The organism is Novibacillus thermophilus (assembly GCF_002005165.1).
Lineage (GTDB): Bacteria > Bacillota > Bacilli > Thermoactinomycetales > Novibacillaceae > Novibacillus > Novibacillus thermophilus.
Genome location: NZ_CP019699.1, coordinates 2,370,406 through 2,387,095 on the forward strand (window position 1 = coordinate 2,370,406; position 16,690 = coordinate 2,387,095).

10 protein-coding genes and 1 pseudogene are annotated in these 16,690 nt (G+C 50.9%); 9 read left to right on the forward strand and 2 right to left on the reverse strand.

What is annotated here, in order from left to right:
• Positions 1-7 precede the first annotated feature (7 nt).
• Positions 8-1,133 (reverse strand): annotated as a pseudogene (locus tag B0W44_RS19350) (ISNCY family transposase); the annotation flags it as partial.
• Positions 1,134-1,541: 408 nt separating this feature from the next.
• Here B0W44_RS19350 and B0W44_RS11610 point away from each other — a divergent pair.
• The 5 genes from B0W44_RS11610 to B0W44_RS11630 all read left to right on the forward strand — a co-directional run bounded on the left by B0W44_RS11610 (position 1,542) and on the right by B0W44_RS11630 (position 8,359).
• A complete protein-coding gene (locus B0W44_RS11610; protein ID WP_077720175.1) occupies positions 1,542-2,549 on the forward strand; it encodes a TAXI family TRAP transporter solute-binding subunit in 1,008 nt (335 codons plus the stop codon).
• A 58-nt stretch (positions 2,550-2,607) separates the two neighbouring features.
• Positions 2,608-4,551, forward strand: coding sequence for a TRAP transporter permease (locus tag B0W44_RS11615; RefSeq protein ID WP_077720176.1), 1,944 nt, complete (start codon positions 2,608-2,610; stop codon positions 4,549-4,551).
• 551 nt (positions 4,552-5,102) lie between these two features.
• A complete protein-coding gene (locus B0W44_RS11620) occupies positions 5,103-6,368 on the forward strand; it encodes a hypothetical protein (protein ID WP_228441053.1) in 1,266 nt (421 codons plus the stop codon).
• A gap of 106 nt (positions 6,369-6,474) precedes the next feature.
• A complete protein-coding gene (locus tag B0W44_RS11625) occupies positions 6,475-7,152 on the forward strand; it encodes an aspartate/glutamate racemase family protein (protein ID WP_077720177.1) in 678 nt (225 codons plus the stop codon).
• A 49-nt stretch (positions 7,153-7,201) separates the two neighbouring features.
• Positions 7,202-8,359 (forward strand): NAD(P)/FAD-dependent oxidoreductase, encoded by a 1,158-nt coding sequence (locus tag B0W44_RS11630; RefSeq protein ID WP_077720178.1) that lies wholly within the window; start codon positions 7,202-7,204, stop codon positions 8,357-8,359.
• Between the two features lie 219 nt (positions 8,360-8,578).
• Here B0W44_RS11630 and B0W44_RS11635 read toward each other — a convergent pair whose 3' ends face one another.
• Positions 8,579-9,796: an aspartate kinase gene (locus B0W44_RS11635; RefSeq protein ID WP_077720179.1), complete on the reverse strand. Its 1,218-nt coding sequence runs from the start codon at positions 9,794-9,796 to the stop codon at positions 8,579-8,581.
• Positions 9,797-10,105: 309 nt separating this feature from the next.
• On the opposite strand from B0W44_RS11635, the gene B0W44_RS11640 reads away from it, so the two are divergent.
• From B0W44_RS11640 to B0W44_RS11655, 4 genes are all read left to right on the forward strand, one after another.
• Complete coding sequence (locus tag B0W44_RS11640) at positions 10,106-11,587, forward strand: aldehyde dehydrogenase family protein (RefSeq protein ID WP_077720180.1); 1,482 nt, start codon at positions 10,106-10,108, stop codon at positions 11,585-11,587.
• 19 nt (positions 11,588-11,606) lie between these two features.
• Positions 11,607-12,803 carry an ornithine--oxo-acid transaminase gene (locus tag B0W44_RS11645; RefSeq protein WP_077720181.1) on the forward strand — a complete coding sequence of 399 codons (1,197 nt, stop codon included), beginning with the start codon at positions 11,607-11,609 and terminating at the stop codon, positions 12,801-12,803.
• A gap of 88 nt (positions 12,804-12,891) precedes the next feature.
• Positions 12,892-14,355, forward strand: coding sequence for a sodium/proline symporter (locus tag B0W44_RS11650; RefSeq protein WP_077720182.1), 1,464 nt, complete (start codon positions 12,892-12,894; stop codon positions 14,353-14,355).
• A 92-nt stretch (positions 14,356-14,447) separates the two neighbouring features.
• Positions 14,448-16,559: a sigma-54-dependent Fis family transcriptional regulator gene (locus tag B0W44_RS11655; protein ID WP_077720183.1), complete on the forward strand. Its 2,112-nt coding sequence runs from the start codon at positions 14,448-14,450 to the stop codon at positions 16,557-16,559.
• Positions 16,560-16,690 lie beyond the last annotated feature (131 nt).

The window sequence follows — 16,690 nt, forward strand, 5'->3', positions numbered from 1 at the left end:
AGCTTGCCTTTGCTGTGTGCCGGACAAATAGTCTTCCGTCTAATGTTTCTCGCACTTCGACACGGGTTTTGCGCGGGATGGTTTGTTGGTGATCCGAGCGATCTATTGTGTAGGTTTTTCCTTTGTAAGCAATTGTTTCTCCGGTTCCCAGAGTACGCTTTTCACGGTAGCAAAGAATTAGATCCAACGCTTGTCCTTGTTCCAAAGGGACAAACGCACTTTCTGGGTCACGCGGTTCAACCGCAAACTGTTCGTTATGCGCTTTGATCAACTCCGGCAGCACCGTGTTGGCCTCCTCAATGGTGTCGATGCCCCGGAGGCGCAACTCGACAATCCAACGGTCTTGTAGCGTTTGGAACAGCCGTTCAATCCGTCCCTTGGCTTGTGGTGTTAAGGCTTTGATATGAGTCACACCTAACTCTTCAAGGGCTTGTCCGAATTGCGACAAAGGAACGGGTTCTCCCGCCAATTCCTGCTCGATCGTTTGCTTCTCGTTAGGGGAACGGAAAATCATATGGCGATCCGAATACACACTCATCGGGAATGCCAGTTTGCTCAATCATCTGTCGTGTCAGCCTAAAATAGCCCTCGGTGTCCTCCTGTGGCCGGAAAAGAGCAGCCACGACTTTTCCAGTGGCATCATCAATGGCGGCAAGAAGGGACATCGGTTCCGCTCGATCTTCCAACCAAGGGTGAGGGCTCCCGTCCATTTGGACTAACATGCCGGCTTGTGGCTTTCGCTCACGTGGCCGGTGCACGTTAGCCGGACGCCGTTTGCGTTTCGGTTTGATGCCGGCCTCAGAGCGAATGCGACGCACGGTTGACGGACTGACGTGAATTCCTTCGTACTTGGCCAACAATTCGGCAAAATGCACATCATTACACCCTTGATACGCATCGCTTTGGTGGAGCTCCAGAATTCTTTGACGTGTATTGTCAGACAGTGCGTGTGCCGGTTTGCGTCCTTTGTTTTTGTGGATAATCCCCGTTTCCCCCTCCTCAAGCACCCGTTTTTTGAGACGACAAACCTGGCGGTAACTTAACCCAAGGAGTTCAGCGGCTTCACCTCCTGTGATCAAACCTTGAATCCAGCGATCAATGACGGTGTAACGCTTCAGCTCTTGTCTGCTCATGAATATGTTCTCTCCCATATGTGACATTTTCACTGACGCGTTACAATATGACAATATCACTGACGAACAACAATTTCTCAGAGAGATCTTGTCTTTATCGGGAAATTTCGATAAACTTGTAAAGTGTGTGTAATAGTAAAACTTATATAGAAAAGTCAGTCACTTCAATGTTGTTCGTAACCGACCGGGCGATGGTGTGAATAGGCGGAGCCTCACCTGGTCGGTTCCACACGTCCTACAGGCATACATATACATCCCCGCTTACTCTAGCCAACGATAGACTTTGCGTATAAAAAATTCTCCTACAACCATACAGCTTATTTTTTACTGGTAAAGAAGGTGATAACGGGGCACAATAGGCATACACACAGTAGTACTATTATTTAAAAAAAATTGGGGGTATGTTAAATGAAGAAGAAAGTGACGGTTCTGGTGATATGCGCCACAGTGTTCGCACTCGTCACGGCGTGCAGCGGTGCAGGCGGGGGAGATGTCGGCATTGCCATCGGTCCGTCGGCGAGCGCTACCCAGGCGGTTACAAAAGTCATTCTCGACGCTTATGGAATCGAGGAAGGAAGCTATCGAGAATTTCAAGAAGGTTTTGGGGATGCCATGGACGGCGTCAAAGACGGCAATATTGACATTTCATTCGGCGTTCTCGGTTTACCGGCAGCGTCGATTACAGACTTGCAAGCGTCGACGGGCGATGTCAAACTGCTCAGTCTTTCCGATGAGGCGATCCAATACGTGGAAGAAAAAAGCGGTTACTTGCGTTATACGATTCCGGCCGACAGTTATGACTTTTTGGAAGAAGACGTGGAAACAGTGACAGCGTATGCGGTTCTCGTTGCCAACACCAACACCGTCGATGACGAACTGGCATATGAGCTGGCGAAAGTAATGATCGAGCACGCGGATGAAAATACACACGCACAAGCGGAACAGATGACTTTAGAAAACGCGTTGAACGGTTTGGAAGGGTTACCGATCCACCCGGGCGCGAAACGGTACTATGAGGAACAGGGTTTGACCGTTGAGGCGGAAGAAGCGCAAATTAGTGCAGACGCTGCTAATCGCAAAAGTGAACTCGTGCTCGGAACTGGGAGTCAAGGAGGAACGTATTACCCGTTAGGCGGAGAGATTGCTAACATCTGGAATAATTATATCGATGGAGTCAATGTCACCAATACGGAGACCGGCGCATCAGTGGAAAATCTGGTAAGCATACGGGATGGGACGATGGATCTCGGGATGACCGTTCACGTTCCGGCTAGAGAGGCGCTGGAGGGAACAGGCGAATTTGACGGGTCCCCAGTGGAAAACTTCGCTTTCATCGGACACATCTATCCGGAAGTGGTTCAAATAGTGACACGAGAAGCTACAGGGATCAACAGCCTGGACGAATTAGCAAATTAGTCAAGTCAGGTGGAGAGCCCCTCCACCTGACTTTCTTCACATACGAGGAGGTGACCGGATGAGCAAAGACCAACTGCAGCCAGAACATGCAGAAGCGATCTTGGAAAAGTACGATCGACAGAGCGCCGTGAGGCACCACATCGGAAAGTGGGGATGGGTGGTCACGTTCCTTGCGGTCTATTTGACCTTATTCCATCTGTACACCGGTTACTTCGGCACGTTTCAGACACAGATTCAGGGTGCCGTCCATCTCGGAACAGCTCTCGGGTTGATTTTTTTGTTGTATCCGGCCAAGAAGGGCAAGACCAAAGAGCGAAAAGGGGTTCCTTGGTACGATGTCGTTTTAGCCTTTACGTCGTTATTTGTCGGCTATTATAAAATTGTTTTCTTTGATGAAATTCTGCAGGCACGAGTGACCGGTTACAGCCTGCTCGACTTTACACTGGCTGTACTCGGTGTGTTACTCGTCCTGGAAGCGACGCGGCGTACCGTCGGCATTCCCATCATCGTTGTCGCTTCCGTCGCTATTTTGTACGCCTTGTTCGGCAATGTCATTCCGACACAAGTGCTCTCCCATTCCGGATTTGCCTTTGACAAAGTGATGACCGACTTGTGGTACAGAGAGAACGGCATATTCGGTACGCCGATTCAAATCTCGTCAAAGTTCATCTTTCTCTTTTTGTTTTTTGGAGTGGTGCTGGTGAAGTCCGGAATCGGGCAGTTTTTTAACGATTTGGCCTTTGCCGTCACAGGGCGGTTTACCGGCGGAACGGCCAAAGCGGCTGTAATTGCCAGTGCCTTTCAAGGGATGATCTCGGGCAGTTCTGTCGCGAACACAGTGGCATCAGGGTCGTTTACGATCCCTATGATGAAAAAAGCGAAGTTTAAACCGGAATTCGCCGGAGCGACGGAGGCATCGGCATCGACTGGCGGCCAGTTAATGCCACCTATTATGGGGGCGGCGGCGTTTATCATGGTCGAGTACATCGGGGTTCCCTACTCTGACATCATGTTAGCTGCTGCTGTCCCAGCGCTGTTATACTTTTCCGGTATCTTTATCGGCACACATTTCGAAGCTAAAAAGCAGGGCATTTTAGGTGTGCCGAAGCATGAACTGCCGGAAGCGAAAGAGCTCCTGTTGAAAAAAGGGTACATGTTGTTGCCGCTCATCATCATCGTTTTCACCTTGTTGTCCGGGTTTACGCCGCAAAGGGCGGCCCTGCTCGGGATTGCTGTCGCGTTTGCCGTCAGTTTTTTCCGGAAGGACACGAGAATGTCGCTGCGCCAAATTTTAAACACGTTGGAAGAAGGGGCGCGGGTCGCGTTGCCCGTTATCGCCGCTGTCGCCTGTGCCGGGATTATTGCCGGGGTTGTCGGGATGACAGGCCTCGGTTCAAAATTTGCGGCTGGCATTATTGCATTAGCGGGAGGCACCCTCATTCTCGCTCTCTTTTACACGATGATCGCGTGCTTAATTCTCGGAATGGGGCTGCCGACGACGGCTAATTATGTCGTCACTTCCACTGTCGCCGCGCCGGCGCTCATCAACGAGTTCGGACTGGCGCCGATTGCCGTCCATTTGTTCGTGTTTTACTTTGGTATCGTGGCGGACATCACACCGCCCGTCTGTTTAGCGGCCTTCGCCGGTGCGGGTATCGCCCGGGCCAACCCGTTCAAAACGGGTGTGACGGCGGTGAAGTTGGCCATCGCGGCGTTTATCGTGCCTTACATCTTTGTGTACAATCCGATCATCGTCCTCGTGGATGCGACACCGCTCTCGCTGCTTCTCGCCGTTGTGACTGCCCTGATCGGCATGGCTGCCGTCAGCAGTTCCGTCATCGGTTTCTTCGTTCGCCGATCGAACGGTTGGGAGAGAGTCGTTCTGTTTATCGCCGGGTTGTCCCTCATCTCGCCGGAGAATATTTCTGACGTCGTTGGATTGGTCGTCATTGCGTTCATCTGGCTGCTTCAGAAACGCCGTGCGGACAAAACCCGCTCTTGAACTGTGCAGACGAACAGACAGTCACAAGACGTGAGACAACCATCGCCACCGAGGGAGACCGAGGTGGCGATGGTTTTTTGATGATGCTGTAAACTTGGCGCATCAGTTCATATGCATTGTTCGTTCGAACAGTAAATCGTCTTTTCCGTTCCGATCAATGGGTCTTCTAAATCTACCTCATGCTCCAATTGGTCCGCGAATTGCAGAACCACCAGATATCATTTTGAACCTTAAAAAAAATAATGACGTTACATTATTTACATAATCATGTATGGTGGAATCATTGAACTTGAGGGAGGGTACAGATGTGTAAGCGAGTGGGTGAGCTATGTTAAAAGGAGAATAGAATCTTTCCGCTAGGGAGAGGGGATTGTCTAAACTCGGCGGCGTGGATGGCGTGGATAATGAGTTGAGTAAAAAGAAGAAGGTCCGATTGCGTGAGTAGAGTAAAGGTTGCTCTGGAGCAAAGCAGATATTCGCTGGTCGGTTGAACGTGTGAGGAAGGTGTTGAAGTCTGGAGATTTTTAAGTATTCACAAGGAGCACGATATGATGGTAACCGTCATAATTCCGATTGTATTGTTGCTCGTGATTATTTTAGTGCCAGCTATTCCCAAAATCGGAGGGGAAGTCCGGATCGGGCTGCTCGTGGCCGGCGTGTCCGCGGCTTTCTTGGGTGGGCTGGGAGCAGCGGATACGGTGTCGGCTGCGATTTCCGGCATTGACAAATTGGCTTGGGTCATCATGTTGTCAATCTTTGGCAGTTTTTACGCAGAATCACAGGTAAAGTTGGGTACGATGGATACAGTACTGAACACGTTTCGCTCGCTCTTCGGAAATTCCTCAAAAGGGCTCATTGCATCTATTATTTTCACCTTAGTCCTGGCCGGCTCACTACTCGGCGACGCCATAGCAGCCGCGACGGTGATTGGCTTTTTAGTCGTAAGTTCACTCCGGGATTTGCGGTTAAACGGAGAGCAGATCAGTCTGATTATACTCATGGGAGCTGTAATCGGCTCCGTGATGCCTCCCATTTCTCAGGCCATATTCTTATCTTCTTCTCTCATAGGAATAAATCCTGAGCCCGTGCTAAAGGTCGGATACGTAACCGTTGGGTTAGGTGTTGTGGTTGCCGTTATTACAGGTGTGCGCTTAGTAAACATGAAAAAAATTCCCGAGGCCTTGCTTCCAAAGCAGACATTTAAACAGATTTTGAGTTCTCACTGGTACACACTTGTTCCGTTAGCTCTGCTTGTTGTGATCGTTGTGGCGTCGTCGGGTTTTGGTTTCAATATTTTTGAAAGGTGGACGCCGTTTGTGCGACTTTCTCGTCTTCTGAATCAATATCCGATTATTCAAGGCATCACCTTTCCTGTCGTTCTCGCCATTATCGTCGCCTTGGCTGTGAGCTTTCTGTTCCCGCGAGTGAGGCGTGAAGCAGTGCCGATATTTATAGGCGGACTGCGTAAAGTAAACAAGACGGTGCAAATCCAGCTGTGCGCAGGCATCATGATCGGAATTTTTTATGAGGCTGGTCTAATTGAAATGGTGAAAGCGTTCGCAGAAAGTTTAGAACCTACGGCTATGAAGTGGGGAGGTGGTTTTGCAACGATACTCGTCGGGATGTTAACCGGCTCCCAAACGACAGCCCAAACGGTGATCGTCACCTTTTTGGGACCCGTTTTGATGAACCTAGGGGGTAGAACCAGTGAATACGGCCCTTGGCGCGGCACATCTAGCGATGGCGGGACAGTCCATGCCTCCAGTAGGGTTAACGACATTTGTCATCGTCGGCATTGTCGGCGGGATCATGAATGAAAAAGTAGACCCCGTGAAGGTCATGATCTTGGCCTTGCCACTAACGGTTTACTTTGCAATTTCAGGTTTTATCGCCTGGTTTATTTAGAAGAGGGGAATAAAAGAGATGGAAGAAGCGAAAATAGGGGTTTTGATGTTGGACACTACATTTCCTCGACTTCTCGGTGACATCGGCAATGGGTTGACCTTTCCCTTCCCTGTCAAATACGCACTGGTCAAAGGGGCGACAGTCGATCGCGTGGTCAAAGAAGGGGATCCATCTTTGCTGCAGCCTTTTGTAGAGGGTGCCCTTACGTTACAGAGACAAGGAGTTCAAGCGATCACGACAAGTTGTGGGTTTTTATCCCTTTTTCAGAAAGAGATTGAACAAAAAGTAAATGTCCTGTTTTACGCTTCCAGCCTTATACAAATTCCATTTGTCTATCGTTTAGTAGGAAAGCGGGGACAAATTGGCGTTATGACGGCAAGCAAAGCATCCCTCAGTTCCCAACACTTCAAAGCGTTGGGGATACATCAAATACCGATGGCTGTTGAAGGGATGGACAACATGCCTGAATTTACGCGATGCTTTGTTGAGGGGCAGGAGGACATGGACGCAGACAAAGTAGAAAAAGAAGTGGTCGGAAAAGCGAAGACGCTTGTAGACAACCACCCAGATGTGCGGGCTATTGTTCTCGAATGCACCAACATGTCTCCTTATAAAGAAAGGATTAAAAAGGCTGTAAATCTGCCTGTATTCGATATCGTATCATTAACAGAGTTTGTATATGCCGCGTTGCCGTGACAGTAGGTTTGGATCTCTTTTTGAAAGAAATGGGAAATGGGGAAAGAACATGTCATACCGTGTCATTGTCGTTGGTGGAGGCATCATCGGTACGTCGATCGCGTATTACTTGACGAAACTCGGGGTAGAGGTGACATTAATTGAAGCGAAAGACCTCGCTTCGGGTACGTCGGGGGCGTGCGACCGAGCGATTATGCTTCAATCGAAAAAACCGGGGCCTTTGCTCGATTTAGCGATAGAAAGTGCTCACATGTATGCCGACCTCGAAGCAGAGTTAGGCGCAGATCTGGAATATCGGAAATGCGGTGGCATGATCCTGGTCGAGACGGAACAGGAGCGGGAAGCGATCCAGCGCCTTGTTGACCAACAGCAGAAAGCAGGGTTACAAGTAGAGTTCTTATCTGGAGCAGAAGCGCGTAAACGCCAACCAGGATTGTCCAAGGACGTAATAGGGGCGACCTGGTCTGATGACGATGCTGAGGTTAATCCGTTAAACGTTTGTTTTGCGATGGCCAGTGCCGCTCGAAAACGGGGAGCTGACATCCGTCTCCAATCAAGAGTGACTGGTCTCATCACTGATCGTGAACGAGTCGTAGGAGTTGAGGTCAGCGGTGAGAAAATATTCGCCGACGCCACTGTCCTATCGTCAGGAGTTTGGACACCAAAACTACTGGCTCCACTGGGACTTCACGTCCCGATCATTCCACGCCGGGGACAGATCCTCGTATCCGAGCGAATTCCACCGATGATCAACTCCGTGATTTTGAGTGGAGCCTACATTGCATCTAAAATGTTAAAGAGAGCAAGCAGTGGGGAAAAGACCGATACTGCGGGAATCGGCCTCGCGATTGGACAAACCAAAAGCGGAAACTTGCTCATCGGCGGCTCTCGCGAATTTGTGGGGTTTGATCGGCGGCCGACTGCAGAAGTTTTACATGCCATTAGCCAAACAGCTGTAAGAGTTTTTCCAGTTTTAGGGAGTGTCAACATTTTGCGCGCTTTTGCTGGACTTCGGCCTTATACTCCGGACAAAATGCCTATCCTTGGAGTGGTAAAAGAGTGGTCCGGCTTGTACATTGCAGCTGGTCACGAAGGGGATGGAATCGCCCTTGCGCCGGTAACAGGTAAATTAATGGCGCGCGTTGCGTGTGGCCTTGATCCAGGCTTCGACCTGCGTCCTTTTTCACTGTCGCGTTTTCAGCGTTAAACCAGTAGAAGAGAAAGGAGGAGGTGCGCCACTTCCTATCGCATCCCGTAAAAGGTCGCCAGCAACCAAAACGCCAAGCGGAGTTTTTCAGCTGTGGGGGTGGCATGACCGCCTCCTTCGCTGGTGAGCATTGAGTGGTCGAAACACGGAGAAAGCAATGGTGCGTCTAACGCATGCAGCGGCCCTTGCGAGCTGCAACGCGCCCAATCGCCAGGGCGACTATTGAAACTGCGAGACTTGCAACACAGCCTCTTTCGCCTTGTCGAGGTCGAAAGCCTGGTGTAACGCGTTCGCTGCTTTCATGACATCCTCCTGGCAGATCAAACAGGATACACTGTGTCTGGAAGTCGTGACCGATTTTCCCTTAATGGAAGCGCGGTGCAATTGTTCCTCAACAGTGGAGACAATATCGGGGTTGTCCGCCTCGGCACCGACGACCGAAAGGAGGGCTTTATCGTACTCGTAGTCGACACGTTCGACTGAGCCCTTGAATTCGCTGAGCATAGCCGAAAGTTTTGGCACATGCTCACGCTTGATGAGAAAGGAAAGCTCCCGTGTACCTTTGTCTCTCACGAGGGAAGAGTGGGCTGCAACAGCAGTCAAACGGTTGACGACAGTTGGTTCCCTTTTCGTCAGGGCGAGGGTCACGTTTACCAGATGCTCCATACACGCAATGCCGCTCACGGGGATGGCGGAACGTGTAGCACGAGTTTCGGTTATACGCGTCCCGTCTGCCTCGTGAAAACTCGACCGCACGATTAAAGGGACGCGGTTCTGCATCGCACATGCCACTGCCCGGGGATGTAACACGTGTGCTCCTAAACGAGACAGGGCGAGCATTTCATCGTAACAGATATGGGGTAACGGCCGGGCGTGTGGGACGATGCGGGGATCAGCCGTATATACGCCGTCCACATCTGTCAAAATGTCGCAGCGTTCTGCCCCCAAAGCCGCTGCCAGTACGACCGCCGTCGTATCGGATCCGCCGCGTCCGATGGTGGTCACTTCACCGTCTCCCGTCACCCCTTGAAATCCTGCCACAACGACGACGCGCCCTTTTTCGACGTGGGACAAAATCTTCTCTTGCTGCACTTCGACAATATCTGCTTCAGTGTGAACATCTTCAGTGATAATCCCAGCTTGCCAGCCCGTCAGCGAAACAGCTTTTACCCCGTGTTGATGCAGGGCCATGCACAATAGCGCCATTGACACTTGTTCGCCCGTTGCAAGTAGTTGATCCATTTCCCGCGGATGAGGAAAAGGGGTAATAGTTTTCGCCATGTCTGTTAAATGATCGGTTGTGTCCCCCATGGCGGACACGACGATGACCAGCTGATGTCCCTCGTCGACTTCTTGTGCGATGCGTTTGGCTGCTCTCTGAATGCGTTCAATTGATTTTAAAGACGATCCGCCGAACTTTTGCACAAGTAAACCCATAATATGTTTGCCAGTCCTTCCTTCAAAACAAATTTTTTGTCCTCACTACATGAACATATGTTTATATACAATGGACATTGTATCAGGAAATCCCTTTTTTGACAACTGTTTTTGTTCAAATGTCAGTGAAACCATGACTCTGTATTCGAAAATTTCATTTAATGAATGACTACATTAATCAATGATAATTCGCATTTCTTGTGAATAATCTGTAACGGTACGACAAGATGACACACTTGGGTATGCTGGCATGACATTTGCATAGTCGTATAGTGTCGGAGAAATTGTGCTGTAAAGGAGGAAGCAGACATGAGTGAGTGTGTCAACTTCATTGATGGAGAATGGGTACCGTCTGCGACCGGGAGGTTTCGGGATAATCTGAACCCGGCGACGGGTGAAGTCTTGGGGCAAGTGACTCAGTCTGACGAAGGCGATCTGGATCGGGCCGTAGCGGCGGCTGTTGCCGCACAGCAAAAGTGGCGCCTCGTCCCGGCACCTGAACGTGCTGACGTGCTTTACCGGGCCGGGCAGTTACTCAAAGAGCGAAAGGAAGAGTTATCGCAAGCACTTACAAAGGAAATGGGGAAGGTCATCGCCGAAGCGCGGGGCGAAGTGCAGGAAGGGATTGACATGGCCTTCTTTATGGCGGGGGAAGGGCGGCGGTTGGTCGGAGATACGACTCCGTCTGAGCTCCCGAACAAGTTTGCCATGAGCGTCAGAGCCCCGGTCGGCATTGCCGGACTCATTACACCGTGGAACTTCCCTATTGCCATTGCCACGTGGAAAGCGTTTCCAGCGATCGTCGGCGGCAATGCTGTCGTGTGGAAGCCGGCCTCGGAAACGCCGGTGCTGGCAAACATGCTGGTGGGTATTTTGGAAGAAGCGGGTCTCCCAAAAGGGGTTATGAATCTCGTTTACGGTTCGGGGCAAGTCGTCGGCGAAGCGATGGTTGAGCATCCGGATATCGACATCATTTCCTTTACCGGGTCGACCGAAATTGGGCGCAGCGTTGCAGAGAAAGGCGGACGCCACTTAAAACGCGTCTCGTTGGAAATGGGCGGGAAAAACGGCATTATCGTCATGGACGATGCCGACTTGAAACTGGCTGTGGACGGCATTATTTGGAGCGGTTACGGGACGAGTGGGCAACGCTGTACAGCGGCCAGCCGGGTCATTGTGCACCGCGCGGTAAAAGAACAGTTGGAGGAAATGCTCCTTGAACGCATCCGGAACTTGACATTGGGCAATGGCCTGGACGAATCGGTCGACGTCGGACCCGTCATCAACCCTTCCGCCCTGAACAAAATTCACGGATATGTGAAAATCGGCAAAGAGGAGGGAGCCCGCCTTCTCTGTGGCGGAGAGGTGGCAGATACAGGCGAACTGGCAAAGGGCCATTTTTATCAGCCGACCTTGTTTACGGACGTGGAGCCTTTCATGCGCATTGCGCAAGAAGAAATTTTTGGTCCGGTCATTTCAATCATTCCGGTCGACAGTCTCGATGAAGCGATAACAGTGAACAACAGTGTCGCTTACGGCTTGTCCAGTTCTATTTTTACGCAGGATGTCAACCGCGTGTTTACTGCGATGCGCGACCTCGATACGGGAATTGTGTACGTTAACGCAGGCACGACAGGTGCCGAAATTCACTTGCCTTTTGGCGGCACGAAAGGAACGGGCAACGGACACCGCGATTCCGGTATTGCAGCCCTGGACGTGTTCACGGAGTGGAAGAGTGTGTACGTCGATTACAGCGGAACTTTGCAGCGGGCACAAATTGATAACAATTAGGTCGACAGGGGGAAGCGCGATGACAACACAAACGGCGACACAGCGCATCATACAGGACAACGAGCAGTTCGGTGCACGTATCGACCAGCCGTTGCCGATCGTCATTTCTAGGGCGGAAGGCATTTGGGTTGAAGATGTAGAAGGAAAGCGGTACATGGATATGCTCAGTGCCTATTCCGCACTCAGCATGGGACACCGTCATCCCAAAATCGTTCAGGCGTTAAAAGATCAAGCCGATCGCGTGACACTTACGTCTCGCGCGTTTTACAACGACCGGCTGGGCGAGTTTTTCCGCAAGTTGACGGCGCTGACGAAGAAAGACATGATTCTGCCGATGAATGCCGGAGCGGAAGCGGTGGAAACAGCCGTGAAGACGATGCGCCGCTGGGCGTACGAAATAAAAGGCGTGCCTGAGAATCAAGCGGAGATCGTCGTGTGTGAAGGGAACTTTCACGGCCGGACGACGACGGTGATTTCCTTCTCCTCTGAAGCGTCGTACAAGCGGGGGTTCGGGCCTTTGACGCCGGGATTTAAAACAGTTCCTTACGGGGACATTGACGCACTAAAGGCATCGATCACACAGAACACGGCCGGATTCCTCATCGAGCCGATACAAGGAGAAGGTGGGATACGCATCCCGCCCCAAGGTTATTTGCGCGAAGCGTACAACGTCTGTCGCGAACGGAACGTGTTGTTCGCCGCAGACGAGATCCAAACCGGACTCGGGCGTACCGGACGCCTTTTTGCCTGTGACTGGGAAGGTGTAGAACCGGACTTGTACATTTTGGGCAAAGCTTTGGGCGGCGGAGTGTTTCCAGTGTCGGCCGTTGCAGCGAACGAAGACATCTTCCAGGTTTGGACCGTCGGTTCCCACGGGTCGACGTTTGGTGGAAATCCCCTCGGCTGCGCTGTTGCGATGGCGGCTCTGGAGGTGCTTGAGGAAGAAAACCTCGTAGAGAACGCGTCTGAAATGGGCGAGTACATGCTAGGAGAGTTGAAGACAATTCACAACCCGCACATTCGCGATATTCGCGGGCGCGGTCTGTTGATTGGGGTCGAGTTGGATACAGCGGCACGGCCTTACTGTGAACGCCTCAAAGAGAAAGGGCTGCTCTGCAAGGAGACCCACGGTAACATTATTCGTTTTGCTCCTCCGTTAATTATCGGAAAAGAAGACATCGACTGGGCGATAGCGCGCGTACGTCAAGTGTTGTAGTCATGCATGAATAGCAGCAGGTCAGGCATGTGGCGAACATGGTTGGTCTGTTGCTTTTTTGTAAAAAAAAGGAAAGGAGAAAAAAGGCGTGGACAGAGTCATTTTGACCGAATTGATCGTTTACTGTGCTGTTATGCTCCTACTGGGCTATTACTTCAGCCGGAAGAAGTTAACGCAATCGGATTTTTTGCTCGGTGGAAAAAAACTCCCCGGGTGGGCCCTCGCCTTTTCCGAGCGGGCGACGGGTGAATCGTCCTGGCTGTTGCTCGGCTTGACGGGTTTTACGTTTGCAAACGGCCTTTCTGCCATTTGGGTCTGTATTGGCATTGCGGTCGGGATTAGCTGTGCCTGGCTCTTTTTGGCCAAAAGATTCATGCGCGAAACGAACGCCCACAACTTGCTCACGATCCCAGATTTCCTCTCTCTGAAATTTCAGGCCCACGCGCGACTGATCCGTTGGACAGCCACGCTGCTCATCGTCAGTTTCTTTATGTTTTACCTCGGAGCACAATTTGCCGGTGCCGGAAAGACACTGTTTTCTACGTTCGATCTGGACATTACGGCGGGTATTCTGTTGACGGCACTAATTGTCGTTGTATACGCAAGCTTGGGAGGATTTATGTCAGTCGTGTGGACCGATGTGATCCAAAGTTTGCTCATGGTGATCACACTGGTCGTCCTCCCCGTCGTTGCCCTTTTTCACATTGCTGCGAGCGATTTATCGATCGGATCTGCACTGGCGAATGCCCCGGAAGGAGTTGATTCGTGGACGGGCGGGCTCACCGGATTCGGACTGGGGCTCCTTATTGTGAACAATTTAGCCTGGTTTTTTGGGTACTTAGGTGGGCAGCCGCAATTGACGTCTCGATTTATGGCATTGAGAAACGAGAAAGAGGCGAGAACGGCGAGCGTCGTCGGCATTATTTGGACGGTGTTGGCTTACGGCGGTGCTTTTTTAATCGGCATTACGGCGTTGACCCTTTACGATCCGGCCAATTTTTCCGATGTGGAGACAGTTTTGCCGCATATGGTTACGGATTTGTTGCCGTCTTGGATTTCCGGCATTTTGTTAGCAGGCATTTTAGCCGCCATCATGTCAACTGCAGATTCGCAGTTGCTCGTCGTCACCAGTTCGGTCAGCGAAGATATTATGCACAAAGCGTTGGGATTCAACTTAACGGAAAGACAGCTTGTCGCGGTCTCCAGAGTGACGACCGTCGTCGCCGGCATTGTAGGTCTCGTTATTGCCCTTACGTCGGAGTCCCTCGTTTATCTCGTGGTCAGCTGGGCGTGGGCCGGTGTAGGATGTACGTTGTCAGCAGCGGTCATTCTGGCTTTCTTTTGGAAGCGCACGTCTGGCATCGGCATCGTGGCGACCATTGTCACCGGATTTTTAGCCACGGTCGTCTGGATCAGCACGCCGCTAGAAGAAGTGTTCACGTCCCGCGCAGCGACTTTTTTCATGGCCATGGTTGCGGGTGTCGTTTTCAGCTTGATGTTTCCGGATCGACCGAGCTATAGTAAAAATGAACAGAAGAGTGCCACAGTTTAGGAATGTCATTCGGCTGTGCGACTGACTGTCCCAGAGGTACCATCGTGAACGAGGGTTAAGAAAACGCTTAATTTTGAGGGGTGAACTCAAGGATGAAGCGTTTCGTAAAGGATGTCATGATTGAAATATCGTTGACGTTTACAGAAAACATTTCGCTAGGTGAAGCGTGGGCGATAATGAGAGAAAGGCATTTGCCTGGTGTTCCATACGTGTCGCGGGAACAGTCTGTGGAAGGAATTGTCTCTGTGGAAAACGTGACTCGCGACCTGTTAGCGTCAGGAGATCACTCTCAGTCCGTTAAACACAGCGTTGATCGGCGTTGCCGGTACTTGGAACCTTCCCAGCATATAAGCGACGTTTGGAATAAAATTTATGCCTACAATATCGTGTTGGACAATTCACAAGTCGTCGGGATTGTCCGCGAAATCGACGTGCTCAGAGAGTATGCCCGTGAAGCAGAGTATCGCTTAAAAGAGTTGGATGCCGTTTTTGAATTTGCACACAACGGGATCGTGGCGATTGACGAATACGGCACGATTACGTCTTTTAATCCGGCGGCCGAGAAAATTAGTAAAGTGCCGAAAGAAGAGGCCGTCGGGAAGTACATTTCAGACGTTTTGAAACCGAAAGGGCTGCTGGAAGTGGTGCGCAGCGGCAAACCCCGTTTGGGGGAAAAGTACAAAGTCGGTCGCCGCTGGTACATTACGAACAGGACGCCGATTGTCCAAGGAGGCATGATCAAAGGAGGGGTTGCCGTCTTCCAAGACATTTCCGAAATCGAGGAAATGTCCAACCAGTTAGAGGAAGTTACACACATGAATCAGGAACTGGAAGCGATTTTACAATCCTCGTATGACGGTGTGCTGGTGATGGGGGCAGGCGGTGACATCATCCGGGCCAACCGCTCATTTTTAAACATGATGCACATGCACGGCGCCGAACTTGAAGGGATGACGTTGGAAACCGTCATGCAACAGAAAGGCTTTAGCACATCGTTTGCAGATCTGATTCAATTAAAGTCAACCGTCACGACGATCGAGAAAAACGAGCATACCGGCGAGGTGTTAGGCATTTCGTTGACTCCGTTTGACAACGGCATCTCGTCAGGAGATGACGTGCGTTACGTGGTGAACGTCCGAAACTTGAGTGAGCTGACTGAACTTCGGGAGGCACTGATTAAAACGCGTCTGTTGACGGAGCAGTATAAGGAAAAGTTAAAACCTGAGAAACAAAATAAAGGCGGACTAGTCGCCGAATCGAAAGAAATGCAGAACGTCCTTGAGTTGGCGTACCGGGTAGCCAACGTCGATTCGACGGTTTTGATCTTGGGCGAGTCCGGTGTCGGAAAGGAGGAATTGGCACAGTACGTTCATCAGAACAGCCCGCGCGCTGACGGATCGTTAGTCAAAATCAACTGTGGCGCGATCCCGGATCACCTTCTCGAGTCAGAGTTATTCGGGTATGAACCGGGGGCGTTCACAGGGGCGCACAAAAACGGCAAACCGGGTTTACTGGAAATTGCGCACAACGGGACCGTACTCCTCGACGAAGTGGCAGATTTACCGCTCCAACTTCAAGTCAAACTGTTGCGCTTTTTGCAAGACGGCGTGGTCACCCGCGTCGGCGGCGTGAAAGGGAAAAAGGTGGATGTCCGAATTATTGCGGCGACGAACAAAGACATTCAACAGTTGGTCGAGAAGGGGGAATTTCGAGAGGATCTGTATTTCCGTTTAAATGTCGTTCCGATCACAATTCCCCCGTTGCGAAAACGAAGGGCGGACATTTTGCCGTTAGTGCATGTTTTCTGTAGGCAATTTTGTGAGAAATACGGTCTAAATAAATCGTTTTCGCCAGAGGCGTTAAAAAAGCTGCTTCACTACCACTGGCCGGGCAATGTAAGGGAAATGATGAACATTATTGAGCGCTGTATGATCACGACAAAAGGAAATGTCATCGACGTCGAACAGTTGCCCACGGATCTTTTTGCCGACCGGCGGGCGGAAGATTTAGTGAACGTCAAAGGGTTGCTTCCCCTTCGCAAAGCTCGGTCCATCGTCGAGAAACAGTTAATTGATGAAGCCATTCGGATGTTTGGAACGACGTATAAGGCGGCGGAAGTACTCGAGGTGGATCAGTCGACCATCGTACGTAAGATGAAAAAGATGAGCGAACGTGAAGGAGAAAGGTCAGCCAAAAGAATGTAATGTGTTTTTGCATCATACAATGTAATCATGAGTTCAACCGTACCTGAATAGGTGCGTTTTTTTACATTGCAAACTCTCATGCCACTCTGGGGCACAGGCACACGGGTCGCGGCGTGAAGAGGTGAGACTTA